This is a genomic window from Streptomyces sp. NPDC013157, from assembly GCF_042899865.1.
Classification (GTDB): Bacteria; Actinomycetota; Actinomycetes; order Streptomycetales; family Streptomycetaceae; genus Streptomyces.
Genome location: NZ_JBIBAK010000019.1, coordinates 101,989 through 119,395, shown reverse-complemented (window position 1 = coordinate 119,395; position 17,407 = coordinate 101,989). Strand labels below are relative to the sequence as shown.

General features: G+C 70.6%; 17 protein-coding genes. 6 read left to right on the top strand and 11 right to left on the bottom strand.

What is annotated here, in order from left to right:
* Window positions 1–68: 68 nt before the first annotated feature.
* Window positions 69–1,079: an acyl-CoA desaturase gene (locus ACFY6U_RS41915; protein ID WP_390046943.1), complete on the top strand. Its 1,011-nt coding sequence runs from the start codon at window positions 69–71 to the stop codon at window positions 1,077–1,079.
* Window positions 1,076–1,750 carry a TetR/AcrR family transcriptional regulator gene (locus ACFY6U_RS41910; protein ID WP_351488117.1) on the top strand — a complete coding sequence of 225 codons (675 nt, stop codon included), beginning with the start codon at window positions 1,076–1,078 and terminating at the stop codon, window positions 1,748–1,750. The genes ACFY6U_RS41915 and ACFY6U_RS41910 overlap by 4 nt, the downstream gene beginning before the upstream one ends.
* A gap of 27 nt (window positions 1,751–1,777) precedes the next feature.
* Here ACFY6U_RS41910 and ACFY6U_RS41905 read toward each other — a convergent pair whose 3' ends face one another.
* The 3 genes from ACFY6U_RS41905 to ACFY6U_RS41895 form a co-directional block, all read right to left on the bottom strand.
* Window positions 1,778–1,951, bottom strand: coding sequence for a CsbD family protein (locus tag ACFY6U_RS41905; protein ID WP_390046941.1), 174 nt, complete (start codon window positions 1,949–1,951; stop codon window positions 1,778–1,780).
* A gap of 79 nt (window positions 1,952–2,030) precedes the next feature.
* Window positions 2,031–2,393, bottom strand: a complete 363-nt coding sequence (locus ACFY6U_RS41900) for a VOC family protein (RefSeq protein ID WP_351488121.1) — start codon at window positions 2,391–2,393, stop codon at window positions 2,031–2,033.
* Window positions 2,393–3,208 carry a trans-aconitate 2-methyltransferase gene (locus ACFY6U_RS41895; RefSeq protein WP_390046939.1) on the bottom strand — a complete coding sequence of 272 codons (816 nt, stop codon included), beginning with the start codon at window positions 3,206–3,208 and terminating at the stop codon, window positions 2,393–2,395. The genes ACFY6U_RS41900 and ACFY6U_RS41895 overlap by 1 nt, the downstream gene beginning before the upstream one ends.
* Before the next feature lie 89 nt (window positions 3,209–3,297).
* Here ACFY6U_RS41895 and ACFY6U_RS41890 point away from each other — a divergent pair, with 89 nt between their 5' ends.
* A complete protein-coding gene (locus ACFY6U_RS41890) occupies window positions 3,298–3,795 on the top strand; it encodes a MarR family transcriptional regulator (protein ID WP_351957293.1) in 498 nt (165 codons plus the stop codon).
* A 134-nt stretch (window positions 3,796–3,929) separates the two neighbouring features.
* Here ACFY6U_RS41890 and ACFY6U_RS41885 read toward each other — a convergent pair whose 3' ends face one another.
* A complete protein-coding gene (locus ACFY6U_RS41885; protein ID WP_388922806.1) occupies window positions 3,930–4,703 on the bottom strand; it encodes a LuxR C-terminal-related transcriptional regulator in 774 nt (257 codons plus the stop codon).
* A gap of 261 nt (window positions 4,704–4,964) precedes the next feature.
* Here ACFY6U_RS41885 and ACFY6U_RS41880 point away from each other — a divergent pair, with 261 nt between their 5' ends.
* Window positions 4,965–5,423, top strand: a complete 459-nt coding sequence (locus ACFY6U_RS41880; protein ID WP_390046937.1) for a GNAT family N-acetyltransferase — start codon at window positions 4,965–4,967, stop codon at window positions 5,421–5,423.
* A gap of 3 nt (window positions 5,424–5,426) precedes the next feature.
* On the opposite strand, the gene galK is transcribed toward ACFY6U_RS41880, so the two are convergent.
* The 3 genes from galK to galT are packed head-to-tail and all read right to left on the bottom strand — an operon-like array spanning window position 5,427 to window position 8,611.
* Entirely contained in the window at window positions 5,427–6,584 is a 1,158-nt protein-coding gene (galK, locus tag ACFY6U_RS41875; protein WP_390046935.1) for a galactokinase, read from the bottom strand.
* Window positions 6,585–7,553 carry a UDP-glucose 4-epimerase GalE gene (gene galE, locus ACFY6U_RS41870; RefSeq protein WP_390046933.1) on the bottom strand — a complete coding sequence of 323 codons (969 nt, stop codon included), beginning with the start codon at window positions 7,551–7,553 and terminating at the stop codon, window positions 6,585–6,587.
* Window positions 7,553–8,611 (bottom strand): galactose-1-phosphate uridylyltransferase, encoded by a 1,059-nt coding sequence (gene galT, locus ACFY6U_RS41865; protein ID WP_390046931.1) that lies wholly within the window; start codon window positions 8,609–8,611, stop codon window positions 7,553–7,555. The genes galE and galT overlap by 1 nt, the downstream gene beginning before the upstream one ends.
* A 125-nt stretch (window positions 8,612–8,736) precedes the next feature.
* Between galT and ACFY6U_RS41860 the strand changes: the two genes are divergently transcribed.
* Both ACFY6U_RS41860 and ACFY6U_RS41855 read left to right on the top strand, forming a co-directional pair.
* Window positions 8,737–10,461: a sodium:solute symporter family protein gene (locus ACFY6U_RS41860; protein WP_390046929.1), complete on the top strand. Its 1,725-nt coding sequence runs from the start codon at window positions 8,737–8,739 to the stop codon at window positions 10,459–10,461.
* Window positions 10,462–10,488: 27 nt separating this feature from the next.
* Complete coding sequence (locus ACFY6U_RS41855; protein WP_390046928.1) at window positions 10,489–10,815, top strand: hypothetical protein; 327 nt, start codon at window positions 10,489–10,491, stop codon at window positions 10,813–10,815.
* 109 nt (window positions 10,816–10,924) lie between these two features.
* Here the strand turns inward: ACFY6U_RS41855 and ACFY6U_RS41850 are convergent, their stop codons facing one another.
* The 4 genes from ACFY6U_RS41850 to ACFY6U_RS41835 form a co-directional block, all read right to left on the bottom strand.
* Window positions 10,925–11,617, bottom strand: a complete 693-nt coding sequence (locus ACFY6U_RS41850) for a LuxR C-terminal-related transcriptional regulator (protein WP_390046926.1) — start codon at window positions 11,615–11,617, stop codon at window positions 10,925–10,927.
* 203 nt (window positions 11,618–11,820) lie between these two features.
* Entirely contained in the window at window positions 11,821–13,503 is a 1,683-nt protein-coding gene (locus ACFY6U_RS41845) for a PQQ-binding-like beta-propeller repeat protein (RefSeq protein ID WP_390046925.1), read from the bottom strand.
* A gap of 88 nt (window positions 13,504–13,591) precedes the next feature.
* Window positions 13,592–15,331 (bottom strand): PQQ-binding-like beta-propeller repeat protein, encoded by a 1,740-nt coding sequence (locus ACFY6U_RS41840; protein WP_390046923.1) that lies wholly within the window; start codon window positions 15,329–15,331, stop codon window positions 13,592–13,594.
* A 262-nt stretch (window positions 15,332–15,593) separates the two neighbouring features.
* Window positions 15,594–17,402 (bottom strand): ABC-F family ATP-binding cassette domain-containing protein, encoded by a 1,809-nt coding sequence (locus ACFY6U_RS41835; protein ID WP_390046922.1) that lies wholly within the window; start codon window positions 17,400–17,402, stop codon window positions 15,594–15,596.
* Window positions 17,403–17,407: the final 5 nt, after the last annotated feature.

Below are 17,407 nucleotides of genomic sequence, written 5' to 3'. Positions count from 1 at the left end.
CCTTTTCGTCCCGTTCGGTCGCCGCGGATCGGCGCATCTCTCAACCCTCGACCCCACAGGGGACGCGCATGACCTCGTCTAGTTCCGATGTGATCGAAGACCCCCGGAAGGCGGCCGACACCGCGCTCCAGTCCGCCACTCTGGGCGGTGAGCGGAAGGGCTCGCTGGAGCAGATCACCCTGCTGCTGTTCATCGTCGTGCCGTTCCTCGCGCTGCTGGCGGCGGTGCCGCTGGCGTGGGGATGGGGCGTGAGCTGGCTCGACCTGGGCCTGATGGTGTTCTTCTACTACCTGGGCTGTCACGGCGTGACGATCGGTTACCACCGTTACTTCACCCACGGTTCCTTCAAGGCGAAGCGGCCGCTCAGGATCGCGCTGGCCATCGCGGGGTCGATGGCGGTGGAGGGGCCGCTGGTGCGCTGGGTGGCCGACCACCGCAAGCACCACAAGTTCTCCGACGCGGAGGGCGACCCGCATTCGCCGTGGCGGTACGGCGAGACCGTGCCGGCGCTGATCAAGGGCCTGTGGTGGGCGCACATCGCCTGGATGTTCGACGAGGAGCGGACCCCGCAGGACAAGTACGCGCCGGATCTGGTCAAGGACCCTGCCATCCGGACGATCTCCCGCCAGTTCATCTACTGGACGGTGGTCTCCCTCGCGCTGCCGCCGCTGATCGGCGGGCTGGTGACGATGTCCTGGTGGGGCGCGTTCACCGCGTTCTTCTGGGGATCACTCGTCCGGGTGGCGCTGCTCCACCATGTGACGTGGTCGATCAACTCGATCTGCCACGCGGTGGGCAAGCGGCCGTTCAAATCGCGGGACCGGTCGGGCAACGTGTGGTGGCTGGCGGTCCTGTCCTGCGGCGAGTCCTGGCACAACCTGCACCACGCCGACCCGACCTCCGCGCGGCACGGGGTGGAGCGCGGCCAGATCGACTCGTCCGCGCGGATCATCCGCTGGTGCGAGCAGCTGGGCTGGGCCTACGACGTGCGCTGGCCGTCACGCTCACGTATCGATTCGCGCCGTAACACCGGAGAAGGCGGCTCTCCGCAGGGGGCGGAGGCCGCGAAGGCGGCATGATTGACGCCGTGGCGACCGACTCCAGCACCCCCAGTCCCGAGAAGCAGCGGCGGGCGCGTCGTACCCGTATGACCGGTGCGGAGCGCCGCCAGCAGCTGTTGGAGATCGGTCGCACCCTCTTCGCGGCGAAGGGCTTCGAGGGCACGTCGGTGGAGGAGATCGCCGCGAAGGCCGGGGTCTCCAAGCCGGTGGTGTACGAGCACTTCGGCGGCAAGGAGGGGCTGTACGCGGTGGTGGTCGACCGGGAGATGCGGCGCCTGCTGGACATGGTGACCGGGTCCCTCACGGCCGGCCATCCGCGGGAGCTGTGCGAGCAGGCCGCGTTCGCGCTGCTCGACTACATCGAGGAGTACACGGACGGGTTCCGGATCCTGGTCCGGGACTCCCCCATCCCGCAGTCGACGGGTTCCTTCGCCTCTCTCATCTCGGACATCGCGACCCAGGTGGAGGACATCCTGGGCCGCGAGTTCAAGAGCCGCGGCTTCGACCCCAAGCTGGCCCCGCTGTACGCGCAGGCGCTGGTGGGCATGGTCGCGCTGACCGGCCAGTGGTGGCTGGACGTGCGCCGCCCGAAGAAGGCGGAGGTCGCCGCCCACCTGGTGAACCTGGCCTGGCACGGCCTGGACGGCCTGGAGCAGAAGCCACGGCTGATAGGGCACCGCAAGGCCTGAGCCCTGTGCTCAGGCCTCAGCGTTCACTCAGTGCTTGAAGATGTCCTTCATCTTCTCCTTGGCCTGGCGGGCGTCGCCCTTCGACTGCTCCAGGCGTCCTTCGGCCTCCATGGGCGCGTCACGCGTCGCGCGCCCGCCGACCTCCTTGACCTTGCCCTTGACCTGTTCCTTCTTGCCCTTGGCCTTCTGATGTCCTGACACCGTCGATCCCTCCTGAAGCGGATAGGTACGTGGGGTCATTGCTCCGGGTAACCAGGAGCGGGCCGCGGCAAACGGTGGCTCAGCGCACCGGTTCCAGGAACTCCAGGCGGTTGCCGACGGGGTCCTGGGAGTAGAAGCGGCGGTGTCCGGGGAGGTCGTCGTCCCAGGTGACGGGGGCGCCGCCGGCTTCGAGCCGTTCGGCACAGGCCTCGATGTCCGTCACCCGCAGCCCCGGATGGGCCTGCAGAGCGGGGCGGAAGGCCGCCTCCACTCCCAGGTGCAGGTGCACGGTCCCGGCCCGGAACCAGCAGCCGCCGCGCGCCGCGAGCACGGGCGGCTTGGGGATCTCGGTCATGCCGAGGAGATCGACGTAGTAGGCGCGCAGCAGGTCCTCCGAGCCCGGCGGTACGGCGAGCTGGACGTGGTCGAGGGCGGTGAGCATCAGGCGTCCTCCTTGCGGGCGACGGCGAACAGGCGGCGGAAGGGCAGGACCGTGCCGTACGGGGCGCTCGGATAGGCCTCCCGCAGCAGCTCGCGGTACTCGGCGACGAAGGCGTCCCGGGCCTCGGGGTCGTCGCCGAGGGCGGTGAGGGCGGGGCGCAGCCCGGTGCCCTTGACCCAGTCCAGGACGGGGTCCTCGCCCGCCAGGACGTGGAGGTAGGTGGTCTCCCAGACGTCGGTGGCGCAGCCGAGGCGGGCGAGCCGGTCGAGGTAGGCGGCCGGCGGGTGGACGGAGTCCTCGTGGCGCAGCACGTCGGCGAGCCGGACCTTCCAGCGGGGTGTGGCGGCGAGCTCGCGCATCAGGGCGTGCAGGGGTGCGTCGATGTTGTTCGGCACCTGGAAGGCGAAGGTGCCGCCGGGAGCGAGCGCGTCGAGCCAGTCGGCGAAGCGGCCGAGGTGGCCGGGGACCCACTGGAGCGCCGCGTTGGACACGATGAGGTCGTACGGCCGTTCGGGCGTCCAGGTGCGCAGGTCGGCGTGGGCGAAGTCGAGGCGGCCGCCGCCGGGGGTGGGTCCGGCGTGGTCGACCTCGGCCCTGTCGAGCATCGCGGCCGAGTTGTCGTACCCGGTGATGTGCGCGGTGGGCCAGCGGTCGGCGAGGACGGCGGTGACGTTGCCGGGGCCGCAGCCGAGGTCGGCGATGGCCGGGGGGTCGCCGGGGAGGGCGGGGACGTGGGCGAGGAGGTCGGTGAAGGCGCGGGCGCGGTGGCCGGAGTGACGGAGGTACTGGGCGGGGTCCCAGGCAGGAGTCGTCATGTCCTCCACCTTCCCCGTGGAGATATCTCGATGTCAAGAGACTCGATATCAAGAGACTTCATGTCGACAGAACCACTACACTGATCGCCATGGAGGACGAGGTCGATCGGCTGGTCGCTGCGTGGCGCCGGGAGCGCCCGGACCTCGACGTGGAACCGCTCGAGGTGCTCAGCCGGGTGAGCCGACTGGCGCGGCACCTGGACCGGGCGCGTCGGCTGGCCTTCGCCGAGCACAGCCTGGAGCCCTGGGAGTTCGACGTGCTGACCGCACTCAGGCGCGCGGGCACGCCGTACCAGCTCTCCCCCGGGCAGCTGCTGACCCAGACCCTGGTCACCTCGGGGACGATGACCAACCGCATCGACCGGCTGGCCAAGAAGGGCCTGGTCGAGCGGCTGCCGGACCCGAGCGACCGGCGTGGCGTGCTGGTCCGGCTGACCACCGAGGGCCAGGACCGCGCGGACCAGGCCCTGGCGGGCCTCCTCGACCAGGAGCGGGCGATCCTCGGCGAGCTCTCCCCCACCCAGCGGTCCGAACTCGCCGGGCTGCTACGCCAGTTGACGGCGCCGTTCGACAACATCCCCGGCTAGGCGCTCCGCTGACAGTGCCGCAATATGCCGTCTGTCGCCTGCGGCGTCGTCGTGGCTGGTCGCGCCCGCGCGGCGGCAGCCGCATATCGGATACGGCCCCGCGCCCCTTCGGGGCGCTGCCCGCTTGGCGCCGGTCAGGCGCTGCTGCTCTCCTCAGGGACGATCCGTCCGCTGGGCCCTAGGTCCACCGGCCCCACCCCGGCCCTGCGCGCGAGCGCCACCGCGGCCAGGGTGGAGTGGACGCCCAGCTTGCCGAGGACGTTCTGCATGTGGGTGCGGACGGTGTGCGGGGACAGGAAGAGGCGCTCGGCGACGGCCTTGCGCCCCAGGCCCGCCACCATGCACCGGAGCACTTCGCGCTCCCTCGGCGTGAGGGACTCCACCAGGCGCTCGCTCTCGGTGCGGTGCTTGCGGGCCGCCGTCAGCTCCCGCAGGACGCCCGTGAGCAGGGCGGGCGGCAGATGCGTCTCGTCGCGCAGCACGCCCCGGATGACGTTCAGCAGCCGGGACAGCGAGCAGTCCTTGGCGACCCAGCCGCAGGCGCCGGCCTGCAGGGCCAGGGCCGCGCGCCGCGGGTCGTCCTTCTCCGCGAGGACGACGACCCGGACGGCCGGATGGGCCGAGCGGACACCGGCGACCAGCGATATGCCGTCGACCAGCCCCTCCGCGTTGGCCTCCTGCACCGGCACGGCCGCCCGGCCGCCCGGCAGTTGACCGCCCAGGTCGGCGTCGACGAGCAGCACGTCGTAGCGGCGGCCCTCGGCGACCGCGCGCTCCAGGCAGCGCAGCGCGGCCGGACCGCTGCCGGCCGCGGAGACGTCGACGTCGGGCTCGGCGGCCAGTGCGGCGGCCAGCGACTCGGCGAAGATGCGGTGGTCGTCGACGACCAGGACTCGGATGCGAACCACGAAACCCCCTTCCCCAGTGCTCTTCACGAGCCGGGGATACCCCAAGGTCCGGAGAACGACGAACCGTGCGGACACGACACCCGCGGGAGGGCTGAACCGCACGGCCGCCGCCGTGCCTGAACTGCTACCCCCACCGCGGGCGTCGTATCCGACTTGTCTCGCCCCCTGATCAGCGCCGGCCCCCACCGGCACTGCTCATCAGAGTACGACCGGTCGCCGTGAGCGGAAGGCAATTTGCAGAACTGCCCGGCCGACGCGTTTATGGTGTGCCGCATGTTTCGTATTGAGGCGGAAGTCGACAAGGAACGACGCGAACTGCTCCACGCGCGGCTGCGGGACACCAACACCGCGGCGTCCCCCGTCCTCGCGGCACTGCGCGGTACTCCCGGTGAACGCCAAGTGCCGCTGCACGTCTGGGCGATGGACGAGCGCTCGGGCGGCCTTGCGGGCGGGCTGGTCGGACACACCTGGACGTCCTGGCTGCACGTCACCTACCTCTGGGTGGACGCCCGCCACCGCGGCACGGGCCTCGGCGGCGGGCTGCTCGCGGAGGCCGAGCGCATCGCCCGCCAGGACCGCGGCTGCACCGCCGTACGCCTGGAGACCTGGGACTTCCAGGCCCCGGAGTTCTACCGGAAGCAGGGGTACGACGTGGTGTGCGTGATCCCCGACTACCCGCCGGGGATCACGGAGTACACGCTGACGAAGCGGCTGGACTGAGCCTCAGCCCTCCCGGCGGGCGCCCGCCGACGGCACCGCCTCGAAGACCCGCGGGGCCTTGAAGCCGGCCGCCGCGAAGGCCTCCTCGACCGCCTTGGCGATCGTGTCGACGTCCGCCGCCTCGGCGAGGACGATCGCCGAGCCGCCGAAGCCGCCGCCGGTCATCCGGGCACCCAGCGCGCCGGCCGCGTTCGCCGCCTCCACGACCAGGTCCAGCTCGGGGCAGGAGACCTGGAAGTCGTCGCGCAGCGAGGCGTGGCCCTCGGTGAGGACCGGGCCGATGGCACGGGTGTCGCCCGCTTCGAGGAGGGCCACGACGCGCTCGACGCGGTGGTCCTCGGTGACGACGTGCCGGACCAGGCGCCGTACCTCCGCCTCGTCGCCGAGGCGTTCGAGCGACGCGTCGAGGTCGTCGTAGGCGATGTCCCGCAGCGCGTCCACGCCCAGCAGGGCCGCGCCCTTCTCGCAGCCGGCCCGGCGCTTGCCGTACTCGCCGCCGCTGTGGGCGTGCTTGACCTGGGTGTCGACGACCAGCAGGCGCATGCCCTCGGCCGCGAGGTCGAAGGGGATCTGCCGCTGCGATAGGTCGCGGGTGTCCAGGAACAGGGCGTGGCCCTGCTCGCAGCACGCGGACGCCGTCTGGTCCATGATGCCGGTCGGCGCCCCGACGTAGACGTTCTCCGCGCGCTGGCACAGGCGGGCCAGCTGCCAGCGCTGCAGGCCCAGTTCGTAGAGGTCGTTGAGCGCGAGGGCGATCACCACCTCCAGGGCCGCGGAGGAGGACAGGCCCGCGCCGGTCGGGACGGTGGAGGCGAGGTGCACGTCGGCGCCGGTGACCGGGTGACCGGCCTCGCGCAGCGCCCAGACCACGCCCGCCGGGTACGCCGTCCACTCCTGGTCGGTGCCGGGTTCCAGGGCGTCCAGGGAGAGCTCGACGACCCCGCCCTCGACGTCCGCGGAGTGCAGCCGCAGCACGCCGTCGGTGCGGCGGGCGACGGCCGCCGTCGACGCGTGCGGCAGCGCGAACGGCATCACGAAGCCGTCGTTGTAGTCGGTGTGCTCGCCGATCAGGTTGACCCGGCCGGGCGCCGCCCAGACGCCGTCGGGAGCCGAGCCGTACAGCTCCTCGAAGGCGTCTCTGACCTGCTGTGCTGCCCCCACTTACCGCTCCCTTGGTGTGCTGGTGCGCTGCGCGAACTCCCAGGCGTCCGCGACGATCCCCGCGAGGTCCGCGCGGGTCGGGTTCCAGCCCAGCTTCTCGCGGGCGGTGGCCGCCGAGGCGACCAGGACGGCCGGGTCGCCGCCCCGGCGCGGGGCCACGACCTCGGGGATCGGGTGGCCGGTGACCTGACGGACGGTCTCGATGACCTGGCGGACCGAGAAGCCCTCACCGTTGCCGAGGTTGCAGATCAGGTGCTCGCCGGGCCGCGCGGCCGTCAGGGCCAGCAGGTGGGCGTCGGCGAGGTCGGCGACGTGGATGTAGTCGCGGATGCAGGTACCGTCGGGCGTCGGGTAGTCGTCACCGAAGACCGAGATGGCCTCGCGCCTGCCCTGGGCGACCTGGAGGACCAGCGGGATCAGGTGCGACTCGGGGTTGTGCCGCTCGCCCTGCGCGCCGTACGCCCCGGCCACGTTGAAGTAGCGCAGGGAGACCGCGCCCAGGCCGTGGGCGGCCGCCTCGCCGGTGATCATGTGGTCCACGGCGAGCTTGGTGGCGCCGTAGGGGGAGGTGGGGGCGGTCGGGTCGGTCTCGGTGATCGGGGTGTGGACGGGCTCGCCGTAGGTGGCCGCGGTGGAGGAGAAGACGAGCTTGCGGACGCCGGCCTCGCGCATCGCGGAGAGCAGCGCCATGGTGCCGCCGACGTTGTTGTCCCAGTACTTCTCGGGCTTCACGACCGACTCGCCGACCTGGGAGAACGCGGCGAAGTGCAGCACCGCGTCGTAGGAGGGGTCCAGCCACTTGGCGGCGTCGCGGATGTCGCCCTCGACGAAGGCGGCGCCCGCCGGGACGCCTTCGCGGAAGCCCGTGGACAGGTTGTCCAGGACGGTGACCTCGTGGCCCGCCTCCAGCAGGTGCTGGGCGACCACGCTGCCGACGTATCCCGCCCCGCCCGTCACCAGGTACTTCATCAACTCGCTACCTCTCGCAGTCGCTCGGCCGCGCGCTCCGGCGGCACGTCGTTGATGAACACGCTCATGCCCGACTCGGAACCCGCGAGGAACTTCAGCTTGCCGGACGTTCGGCGGATGGTGAAAAGCTCCAGGTGCAGCGCGAAGTCGTCGCGCGTGACACCGTCGAACTCCTCCAGCGTCCCGAACGGCGCCTGGTGCCAGGCGGCGATGTAGGGCGTGGGAGGCTCACCCTCACCGAAGATACGGTCGAAGCGCCTCAAGAGTTCCAGATAAACCTGGGGGAACTCTGAGCGTGCCGCCTCGTCAAGGCCGAGCAGGTCGGGGACGCGGCGCTTCGGGTACAGGTGGACCTCGTAGGGCCAGTGCGCGGAGTAGGGCACGAAGGCGACCCAGTGTTCACCCTCAAGGACGACCCGCTCGTCGGCGAGTTCACGCGCGAGCACGGCGTCGAAGAGGTTCTCCCCGCCGGTGGCCTCCTTGTGGGCCGCGAGGGAACGCAGCATCAGGGCGGTGCGCGGGGTGGTGAAGGGGTAGGCGTAGATCTGCCCGTGCGGGTGACCGAGCGTCACGCCGATCTCCTCGCCGCGGTTCTCGAAGCAGAACACCTGCTCGACGGAGGGGAGATGCGACAGTTCCGAGGTCCGGTCGGTCCACGCGTCGAGGACAAGCCGTGCCTGCTCCTCGGTGAGGCTCGCGAAGGAGGCGTCGTGGTCCGAGGTGAAGCAGACCACCTCGCAGCGGCCGGAGTCGCCGGCCAGCGAGGGGAAACGGTTCTCGAAGACCACGACGTCGTACGACGAGTCCGGGATCTCGCTCAGCCGGTCGCCCTTGGTCGGGCACAGCGGGCACTGGTCGGCCGGCGGGTGGTAGGTGCGGCCCTGCCGGTGCGAGGCGATCGCCACCTGGTCGCCGAGCAGCGCGTCCCGGCGGACCTCGGAGGTGGTGTGCGTCCGCTCCAGCGGGCGGCGGTCCACCGCGTCCCGCACGGTGTCGTCGCGCAGGTCGTAGTAGATGAGTTCGCGACCGTCGGCCAGCCGGGTCGAGGTCTTCTTCACTGCGGACTCCCATTGATCGAGCCAGCCAACCATCAAACAGAACCGAACACACCAAAACACAACTCACCACCCCAGTCAACATCGCAATCAATCAAGGTGAGACAACGAAAGTGTTGAATTACTGGGTGCAGAACCCCACAGATGCCCCCGTATCCCCCACATACCTCGCGACAGACCTCACCACGGACCTCGCGGCGGGGCTGCGGCTCCCGACCAACGGCCTGGACTACACGATCCTGGCGATCTACTTCGCCGTCGTCCTGGGCATCGGCTTCGCGGCCCGCCGCTCGGTGAGGACCAGCCTCGACTTCTTCCTCTCCGGACGGTCGCTGCCCGCCTGGATCACCGGTCTCGCCTTCATCTCGGCGAACCTGGCCGCCACCGAGATCCTCGGCATGGCCGCCAACAGCGCGCAGTACGGCGCCTACACCGTGCACTGGTACTGGATCGGCGCCATTCCGGCCATGGTCTTCCTGGGCCTGGTGATGATGCCCTTCTACTACGGCAGCAAGGTCCGCTCGGTCCCCGAGATGCTGCTGCTCCGCTTCGACAGAGCCGCACACCTGCTCAGTTCGATCCTGTTCGCCTTCGCGGCCATTCTGATCGCCGGTGTGAACCTCTACGCCCTGGCGATCGTCGTGGAGGCGCTGCTGGGCTGGCCGCAGTGGGTGGCGATCGTGGTGGCCGGCGCGTTCGTGCTGGCGTACATCACCCTCGGCGGTCTCTCCTCGGCCATCTACAACGAGGTGCTGCAGTTCTTCGTGATCCTGGCCGCCCTCATCCCGCTGTCCGTGCTCGGCCTGAAGAAGGTCGGCGGCTGGGACGGCCTGGTCCACAAGCTCACCGCCACCCACGGCCGCAACTTCACCACCGCCTGGGGCGGCACCGGCATCGGCTCCGTCAACCCGCTCGGCGCGAACTGGCTGACCATCGTCCTCGGCCTCGGCTTCGTGCTCTCCTTCGGCTACTGGACGACGAACTTCGCCGAGGTGCAGCGGGCCCTGTCGGCGAAGAACCTCTCCGCCGCCCAGCGCACCCCGCTGATCGCCGCGTACCCGAAGATCTTCATCGTCTTCCTGGTGATGATCCCGGGCCTGGTGGCCGCCGCGCTCGTGCCGGACATCGGGACCGCGAAGTCCGGCCTCCAGTACAACGACGCCATCCCCTACCTGATGTCACAGCTGCTGCCCAACGGCGTGCTCGGCATCGCGGTCACCGGGCTGCTGGCCGCCTTCATGGCCGGTATGGCGGCCAACGTGTCGTCCTTCAACACCGTGTTCACCAACGACATCTGGGCGAAGTACGTGGTGAGAGGCCGGGAGGACGGCTACTACGTGCGCTTCGGACGGCTCATCACGGCGATCGGCGTGTGCGCGTCGATCGGTACGGCGTTCCTGGCGTCGTCGTTCTCGAACATCATGAGCTACCTCCAGACGCTGTTCTCCTTCTTCAACGTGCCGATGTTCGTCGTCTTCATCGTCGGCATGTTCTGGAAGCGGGCCTCGGCGAAATCCGGCTTCTGGGGGCTGCTCGCGGGCACCGTGACCGCGATGGTCAACTACTTCGTCCTCTACAAGAAGGACATCATCGGCATCCCCTCCGACCAGGGCGCCAACTTCGTCTCCGCGATCGCCGGGTTCGTCGCCGGCGCGGTGGTGATGGTGATCGTGTCCCTGTTCACCGCGCCCAAGCCGGAGGCGGAGCTGGCCGGGCTCGTCTACGGCACGACCTCCCCCGGCATGACCGAGGCGCCCGCACCCGGCGACGAGGCCTGGTACCGGCGGCCGGCGCTGCTGGGCTGGGGCGCGGTGATCCTGGCCGCCGCCTGCTACATCCCGTTCTCGTTCTAGTCCCGGTCGCGGGAGGATGGAGAGACCATGACCGACGACTCCGGGCACTCCGGGTTCCACTACTCCGAGCAGGACGTCCAGCGCGAGGTCACCGAGCTGGAGGGGCGGTCCGCGACCGCCGCGCGGATCTTCGACCTGCGGCGGATCATCGGGGGGCTGTTCGTGCTCTACGGGATCATCGTCACGATCACCGGGATCACGGACTCGCAGGCCGAGATCGACAAGGCACAGGGAATCAACATCAACCTGTGGACCGGGATCGGGATGCTGTTGCTGGGGGTGTTCTTCCTGGTGTGGCTGTGGCTGCGACCTACTCCGCCACCGGTACCTCCGGTCGACGAGGCCGATGACTGATGTCGGTTGTGTTCCGGCTGCGGGTGCGTGGGGGCTGGTCGCGCAGTTCCTCCCCCAGCCTTCGGCCGGGGGTACCCCCAGCGCCCCTGGGGAATTGCGGTCCCGTCGGCTAAAAGTCCGGCCCCGCTGAATTGTTCAGTGGTCCAGCCCTGTCCAGGAGTCCGGTCCGTGCTGCCAGCGCGGCCGCTTCCAGGCGCGACCCCACCCCCAGCTTCATCAGGACCCGCTGGACATGGGTGCGGGCCGTGCTGGGGGCGATGCCCATGCCGGCGGCGATGAGGCGGGTGTCCTCGCCGTCGGCGACGCGGACCAGGACCTCCACCTCCCTCGGGGTGAGCATCTGGAGGAGGCGCTGGCCCTCGTCGTCGGGCTGGGCGGCCGGGTTGAGGAGTTCGCCGAAGGCGCCCTGGAGCAGGGCGGGTGCCACGGCGGCCTCCCCGGCCCGGGCCTTCATGATCGCCCGCTCGACGCCCTCGATCCGCTCGTCGTGCCTTACGTACCCGGAGGCGCCGGCCGCGAAGGCCGCCGCGATGCCCCGCGGGGACGGCACCGGGCCCAGGACCAGGACGGCGACCTGCGGCCGCTCCCGCTTGATCTTCACCACCGGGTCGAAGATCCCCGGCTCGGCCGGTGTCGCCGTACCGAGCAGGCACACCTCGGGTGCCCGTGTGATCACCAGCTCGGCCGCGCCCGCCGCGGGTGCCGCCGCCGCGAGCACCCGGTGGCCGCGCAGTTTCAGCGCCGAGGCCAGCGCCTCCGCGAGCAACCGGTGGTCGTCGACCACCATGAGCCGCACTCCCATAGAGCAACCCCCCAGTCCCCCCAATGGATGCCCCACTATGGATGCCCACTGGTCCGCATGGACAGAGGGCCCCCCGGCACCCCGTCCTTCATGCCCCCGGAAGCTACACGCTTGTTCGACGTTGCGCTGCCCCTACTGATGAGAAGTGCCCCGGATCGGAGGAATCTCTGGGTTTTCTCGTATTCGCGGGTGAAGAGCGCGTATCAGCCACCCGCACCGAAGGCGGTCACCAGGTACTCCTTGGCCGACGACGACGAGGCGGCGGCGTGGGCGTACGCGGCGGACAGGTAGAGGTGCCCCTGGGAGTAGCGGACTTCGGCGTAGTCGGGCGACATGGTGGTCTCCACGGCCTTGACCGCCGTGGTCACCGGGTTCTCCAGGAGCTTGGTCTCCTTGAACGAACCGCCGTCGATGCTGACGACCTGAGCGCCCTTGTCGTACGGCGCGTTCTTGTAGGCAATCACATCGGGGCCGTCCATGCGCAGGGGCGTGATCGTGTAGTCGTTCCCGGCGTCGGCTCGCTGGCCGGTCTGCTTGCCGGTGCCCAGGTCGAAGGCGACGATCTCGTTGGTCTTCGTGTAGTCCCCGTCACCGTCGTGCTGTTCGGTCGCCAGGTACAGCCTGTCGTTGCCGACCACCACTCCCGTGCACTTCTCCAGGTCGTAGATGCCGTCGCAGCGGGCCGCGTAGGAGCTGCCCGGCGTGGAGATACGGGTGCGCAGCGCGCCGGTCCTGTCGTCGATGGAGAAGACGTCCGAGAAGCCGCTGCCGTCGCCCGCGCTGTCGTTGACGTCGGCGGCCACCACCAGCGGGTCGGTCGACACGACGCTCGCGTAGTCGATGCCCGAGGTCATCTTGTACTCCGAGAGCACCTTGCCGGTGACCGGGTCGAGGGTCTGGATGCGCAGCTGGCCGGCGTCGCCGCTGCCGCACCTGCGGACCGCGACCAGCTTGGCGCCGCCGCCGTAGCCGGCGTCGTGGCAGCTGTCGGCCGCCTTCGGCTGCCAGCGGACCTTGCCGGAAGCGAGGTCGAAGGCGGCGCCACCGCTGGAGCCGCCGACCGCTACGGTCTGCTGGGCGACCGTCACGTTGTCGAAGGTGACCGGGACATCACCGGACTTGACCGTCCGGGTCCACAGCTTCCTGCCGGTGTTCAGGTCGATCGCGGCGACCTGGGTGCAGCCGGCCGTGGAGCCCTTCGCCGGCATCTTCGGCTGGAAGACGACCGCGGTCCGGCCGTCGGCGCTGACGTGCCCGGTGGCGCGGCAGACCGGACCGGGCAGCGGGACCGTCCACAACCTGGCGCCCGAGTCGGGGTCGTAACCGGTGATCTGGGCGATGCCGGTCTTCGCGTACACCTTGTCGGTGAGCCAGGAACCGGCGGTGACGGTGGTGTCCTTCGCCGTGGGCAGCGGGACCTGGAAGAGGACCTTGGAGGTGGTGTCCGCGGGCACCTTCTCGGTCCCCTTGCCGTTCTTGCCGCCGTCCGCGTCCTGGCCGCCGGCGCCGTCGCTGGAGTTCGCCGTGTCGTCCTTCCTGGCGTCTCCGCCGGAGGACTTGGCGTACCAGATGCCGCCGCCGACGATCAGCGCGATGGCGACGACCGCGGCGACGACGATGAGCAGCGCGGCGTTGTTGCGGCCGGGGCCCGGAGCGGGGCCGGGGCCGCCCGGGTGGCCCGGTTGGCCGCCCGGGTGGCCGTAGCCGGGCTGGGGCGGCTGGTTCGGGTAGCCGTAGCCGGGCTGCTGGGCGTACGGGTTCGGGGCCGGGGGTTGCTGGGGGTAGCCGTGACCGGGCTGCGGGGGCTGTTGCGGGTAGCCGTAGCCGGGTTGCGGGCCGTACGGGTTGGGAGGCTGGTTGGGCGGGGGCGGGGGCGGCTGGGTCATGGCGGAAGTACCTCGGGGACGGCGCGTGAGACGGCTGGGTACGGCGCGGAGTGCGGGGCGGCGCGGGACGGCTCGGGATGAGCCCCGCTCAGCTGCCGAAGGCCATCATCAGCTTCTCCTTCGCCTCGTCGCTGCCGGTCAGCCGTGTGGAGGAGAGGTAGAAGCGGCCGTCGACCCAGTCGACCGCGCCGTCGTAGAAACCGCCCTCGATGTCGGCGGTGTGCTGCGGGTTCTGCAGCAGCCGGGTGGTGGAGTGGGCGGAGCCGGTGGTCGGGATCGACACGACCTGGCCGCCCGCGTCGTACGACGGCCGTACGTAGGCGACGAGCTTGCCGCCCTCGGCCTTGACCGGGTACATCGACTCGTCCGTCGGGGACTTCACACGCCACTTCGCCTTGCCGTCGGTGAGGCTGATCGCGACGATCTCGTTGGCGCTGCCGCTCACGTCCGTCGGCAGGTAGAGGGTGTTCGCGTCGGCGGCCACGCCCTGGCAGCCCTGCAGGTCACGGGCAAGGAGTGCCCAGCCGCACTGGGGCGCGAACTTCTCGTCGACCTTGACCTCGGAACGGAACGCGCCCTTGCCGTCCAGGACCGAGATGTTCCAGGCCTTCTTGTCCTCGTTGGTCATGTAGACCACGAGCGGGTCGACGGAGTAGGTGCGCTCGACCTGCCAGCCCTTCTTGACCGGCTGGGTCCACTCGACCTTGCCGGTGGCGGGGTCGAGCTGCGAGATCTCGTCGTGCTCGGCGCTGCCGCCGGCACCGCAGGAGGCCACCTCGACCAGCCGGTCCGTGCCGCCCGCGAACGCCGTCGGGAAGCAGGACGCGCCGTACTTCTCCTTGTCGTACAGCTTGTCGCCGCTGCCGAGGTCGTACGCCGTGCCGGACTCGGAACGGCCCACCATCAGCGTCTTCCCGCTGATCGTCAGCTCGATGCTGAGCGCGCTGTCGAACAGCCCGCCGTCGGCGACGGTCGCGGTCCAGCCCTTGCGGCCCGTGTCGAGGTCGATCTCCTGCAGCTGGTTGCACTTGGCGCGGTCGCTGGTGCCGTTCATGTAGGCCACGACGACCTTGTCGTCCGCCGACTTCTGCGAGGTGACCGCGCAGATCTTCTGCGGGAACGTGATCGGGGCCCAGGCCGGGTCGCCGTTGCCCACCTTGTAGGCGAAGACCTGCTTGTACGCCGCCTTCACCGCCGTCTTCCCGGTGATCCACATGCCGGGCGCGTCGGCGCCGGAGGCGGGTGCGTCGGGTGCCGACTTGTACCAGAGCACCTTGGCCTCGCCGGACTTGCGGCCCGCGTTGAGGTTCTCCGGGTCCGCACCGCCGCCGCTGCCGTCACCCGGGTCGACCGGGGTACCGGAGGCCTTCGGGTCGTCGGACTGCCCGGCGACCGGCTTCCTGCCGCCGCTCCCGCTGCCGGTCAGGGCGTACACCGTGCCGCCGACGACCAGCAGCCCGGCCACCGCCGCCGCGACGATCAGCGCGGGCTTCCCCCTGAACGGCCCGCGGCCGCCTCCGCCGCCGGGAGGCGGGGGCATCCCCGGTCCGCCGGGGTACTGTGGCTGCTGCTGGGGGTACCCGTACCCGGGCTGCGGCCCGTACGGACCCGGTGTGCCGTAGGGGCCGGGGGCGGGCTGCTGCGGGTAGCCGTAACCCGGCTGGGGCTGGTGGGGCGGCTGGGGCGGGAGCGGGGGCGTGCCCTGGGGCGCGCCGAAAGCTCCCTGTACGGGCGGCTGTTGCGGGGCGCCGAATCCGCCGCCCGGCGGCGGCTGGTCCTGCGGCGCTCCGAAAGCGCCCTGCGGCGGCTGGCCGGGCGGCTGGGTCATCAGCGTTCTTCCCCCTCGTTCACTGATTTCGAGCCATGCCCGAGGCTGGTGACGGACCCGCGGTCGCACTCAGGCAGTTCTCAGACTGACCTTTCTACCACCCGCCACCGACAGCCCACGGGCGCACATCTGCCGCTGTTCCCAAGGGAGAACCGCCCCGTGATGCCACCGTTACGCGCCTTCATGCCCCCTTCACCGGGCCCGCGCAAGGGGGTTGCGCGCGGGCCCGCAGAGGGCTGATTCACGCCGGTCGGTGCACCCGTCACGCGTCCTCGGCCAACTCCAGCCAGCGCATCTCCAGTTCCTCGCGCTCCCCGGCGAGGTCGCGGAGCTGCGCGTCGAGTTCGGCGACCTTCGCGAAGTCCGTGGCGTTCGCGGCGATCTGGTCGTGCAGCTTGGCCTCCTTCTCGGAGATACGGTCCAACTGCCGCTCGATCTTCTGGAGTTCCTTCTTGGCCGCCCGCTGGTCGGCGGCGCTCCGCTCGGTCGTGGCGGACTTGGCGGCCGCGGCGCCGGCGGTGGCGGCGACCGCCTCCTCCATGCGCTGTCGGCGCTCCAGGTACTCGTCGATGCCCCGCGGCAGCATCCGCAGCGTGGCGTCGCCGAGGAGGGCGAAGACGCGGTCGGTGGTGCGCTCGACGAAGAACCGGTCGTGGGAGATCACGATCATCGAGCCGGGCCAGCCGTCGAGGACGTCCTCCAGCTGGGTGAGAGTCTCGATGTCGAGGTCGTTGGTGGGCTCGTCGAGGAAGAGGACGTTCGGCTCGTCCATGAGCAGGCGCAGCAGCTGCAGCCGGCGGCGCTCACCGCCGGACAGGTCGCCGACCGGCGTCCACTGCTTCTCCTTGTTGAAGCCGAACGTCTCGCACAGCTGCCCGGCCGTCATCTCGCGCCCCTTGCCGAGGTCGACGCGCTCGCGTACCTGCTGGACCGCCTCCAGGACCCGCGTGTTCGGGTTCAGTTCGGCGACCTCCTGGGAGAGGTAGGCCAGCTTCACCGTCTTGCCGACGGCGACCCGGCCGCCCGCCGGCTGTGCCTCGCCCTCCGTCCGGGCGGCCTCAGCCATGGCGCGCAGCAGCGAGGTCTTGCCGGCGCCGTTGACGCCGACCAGGCCGATGCGGTCGCCGGGACCGAGCTGCCAGGTGACGTGCTTGAGCAGCACCTTGGGCCCGGCCTGGACGGTCACGTCCTCCAGGTCGAAGACGGTCTTGCCCAGCCGCGACGAGGCGAACTTCATCAGCTCGGAGGTGTCGCGCGGCGGCGGCACGTCCTTGATCAGCTCGTTGGCCGCCTCGACCCGGAAGCGCGGCTTGGAGGTACGGGCGGGAGCGCCGCGGCGCAGCCAGGCGAGCTCCTTGCGGACCAGGTTCTGCCGCTTGGTCTCCTCGGTGGCCGCGATCCGCTCGCGCTCCGCGCGGGCGAAGACGTAGTCGGAGTAGCCGCCCTCGTACTCGTAGACGGCACCGCGCTGCACGTCCCACATGCGGGTGCAGACCTGGTCGAGGAACCAGCGGTCGTGGGTGACGCAGACCAGCGCCGAGCGGCGCTCGCGCAGGTGCCGGGCGAGCCAGGCGATGCCCTCGACGTCGAGGTGGTTGGTCGGCTCGTCGAGGACGAGGAGATCCTGCTCCTCGATGAGCAGCTTGGCGAGCGCGATACGGCGTCGCTCACCACCGGAGAGCGGCCCGATGACGGTGTCCAGGCCCTTCGGGAAGCCCGGCAGGTCCAGGCCGCCGAAGAGACCGGTCAGGACATCGCGGACCTTGGCGTTGCCGGCCCACTCGTGGTCGGCCATGTCGCCGATGACCTCGTGCCGGACGGTGGCGGCCGGGTCGAGGGAGTCGTGCTGGGTGAGGACGCCGAGGCGCAGCCCGCCGGAGTGGGTGACGCGGCCGGTGTCGGCCTCCTCCAGCTTGGCGAGCATCCGGATGAGGGTGGTCTTGCCGTCGCCGTTGCGGCCCACCACGCCGATGCGGTCGCCCTCCGAGACGCCGAGCGAGACGCCGTCCAGCAGGGCACGGGTGCCGTAGACCTTGCTGACGTTCTCGACATTGACCAGGTTGACGGCCATTTCAC

Coding starts and splice junctions, on each gene's coding strand:
- ACFY6U_RS41915 (WP_390046943.1), top strand. CDS start 69: ATGACCTCGTCTAGTTCCGATGTGATCGAAGACCCCCGGAAGGCGGCC.
- ACFY6U_RS41910 (WP_351488117.1), top strand. CDS start 1,076: ATGATTGACGCCGTGGCGACCGACTCCAGCACCCCCAGTCCCGAGAAG.
- ACFY6U_RS41900 (WP_351488121.1), bottom strand. CDS start 2,393: ATGCTCACCGCCCTCGACCACGTCCAGCTCGCCGTACCGCCGGGCTCG.
- ACFY6U_RS41895 (WP_390046939.1), bottom strand. CDS start 3,208: ATGACGACTCCTGCCTGGGACCCCGCCCAGTACCTCCGTCACTCCGGC.
- ACFY6U_RS41890 (WP_351957293.1), top strand. CDS start 3,298: ATGGAGGACGAGGTCGATCGGCTGGTCGCTGCGTGGCGCCGGGAGCGC.
- ACFY6U_RS41880 (WP_390046937.1), top strand. CDS start 4,965: ATGGTGTGCCGCATGTTTCGTATTGAGGCGGAAGTCGACAAGGAACGA.
- galE (WP_390046933.1), bottom strand. CDS start 7,553: ATGAAGTACCTGGTGACGGGCGGGGCGGGATACGTCGGCAGCGTGGTC.
- ACFY6U_RS41855 (WP_390046928.1), top strand. CDS start 10,489: ATGACCGACGACTCCGGGCACTCCGGGTTCCACTACTCCGAGCAGGAC.
- ACFY6U_RS41850 (WP_390046926.1), bottom strand. CDS start 11,617: ATGGGAGTGCGGCTCATGGTGGTCGACGACCACCGGTTGCTCGCGGAG.
- ACFY6U_RS41845 (WP_390046925.1), bottom strand. CDS start 13,503: ATGACCCAGCCGCCCCCGCCCCCGCCCAACCAGCCTCCCAACCCGTAC.
- ACFY6U_RS41840 (WP_390046923.1), bottom strand. CDS start 15,331: ATGACCCAGCCGCCCGGCCAGCCGCCGCAGGGCGCTTTCGGAGCGCCG.
- ACFY6U_RS41835 (WP_390046922.1), bottom strand. CDS start 17,402: ATGGCCGTCAACCTGGTCAATGTCGAGAACGTCAGCAAGGTCTACGGC.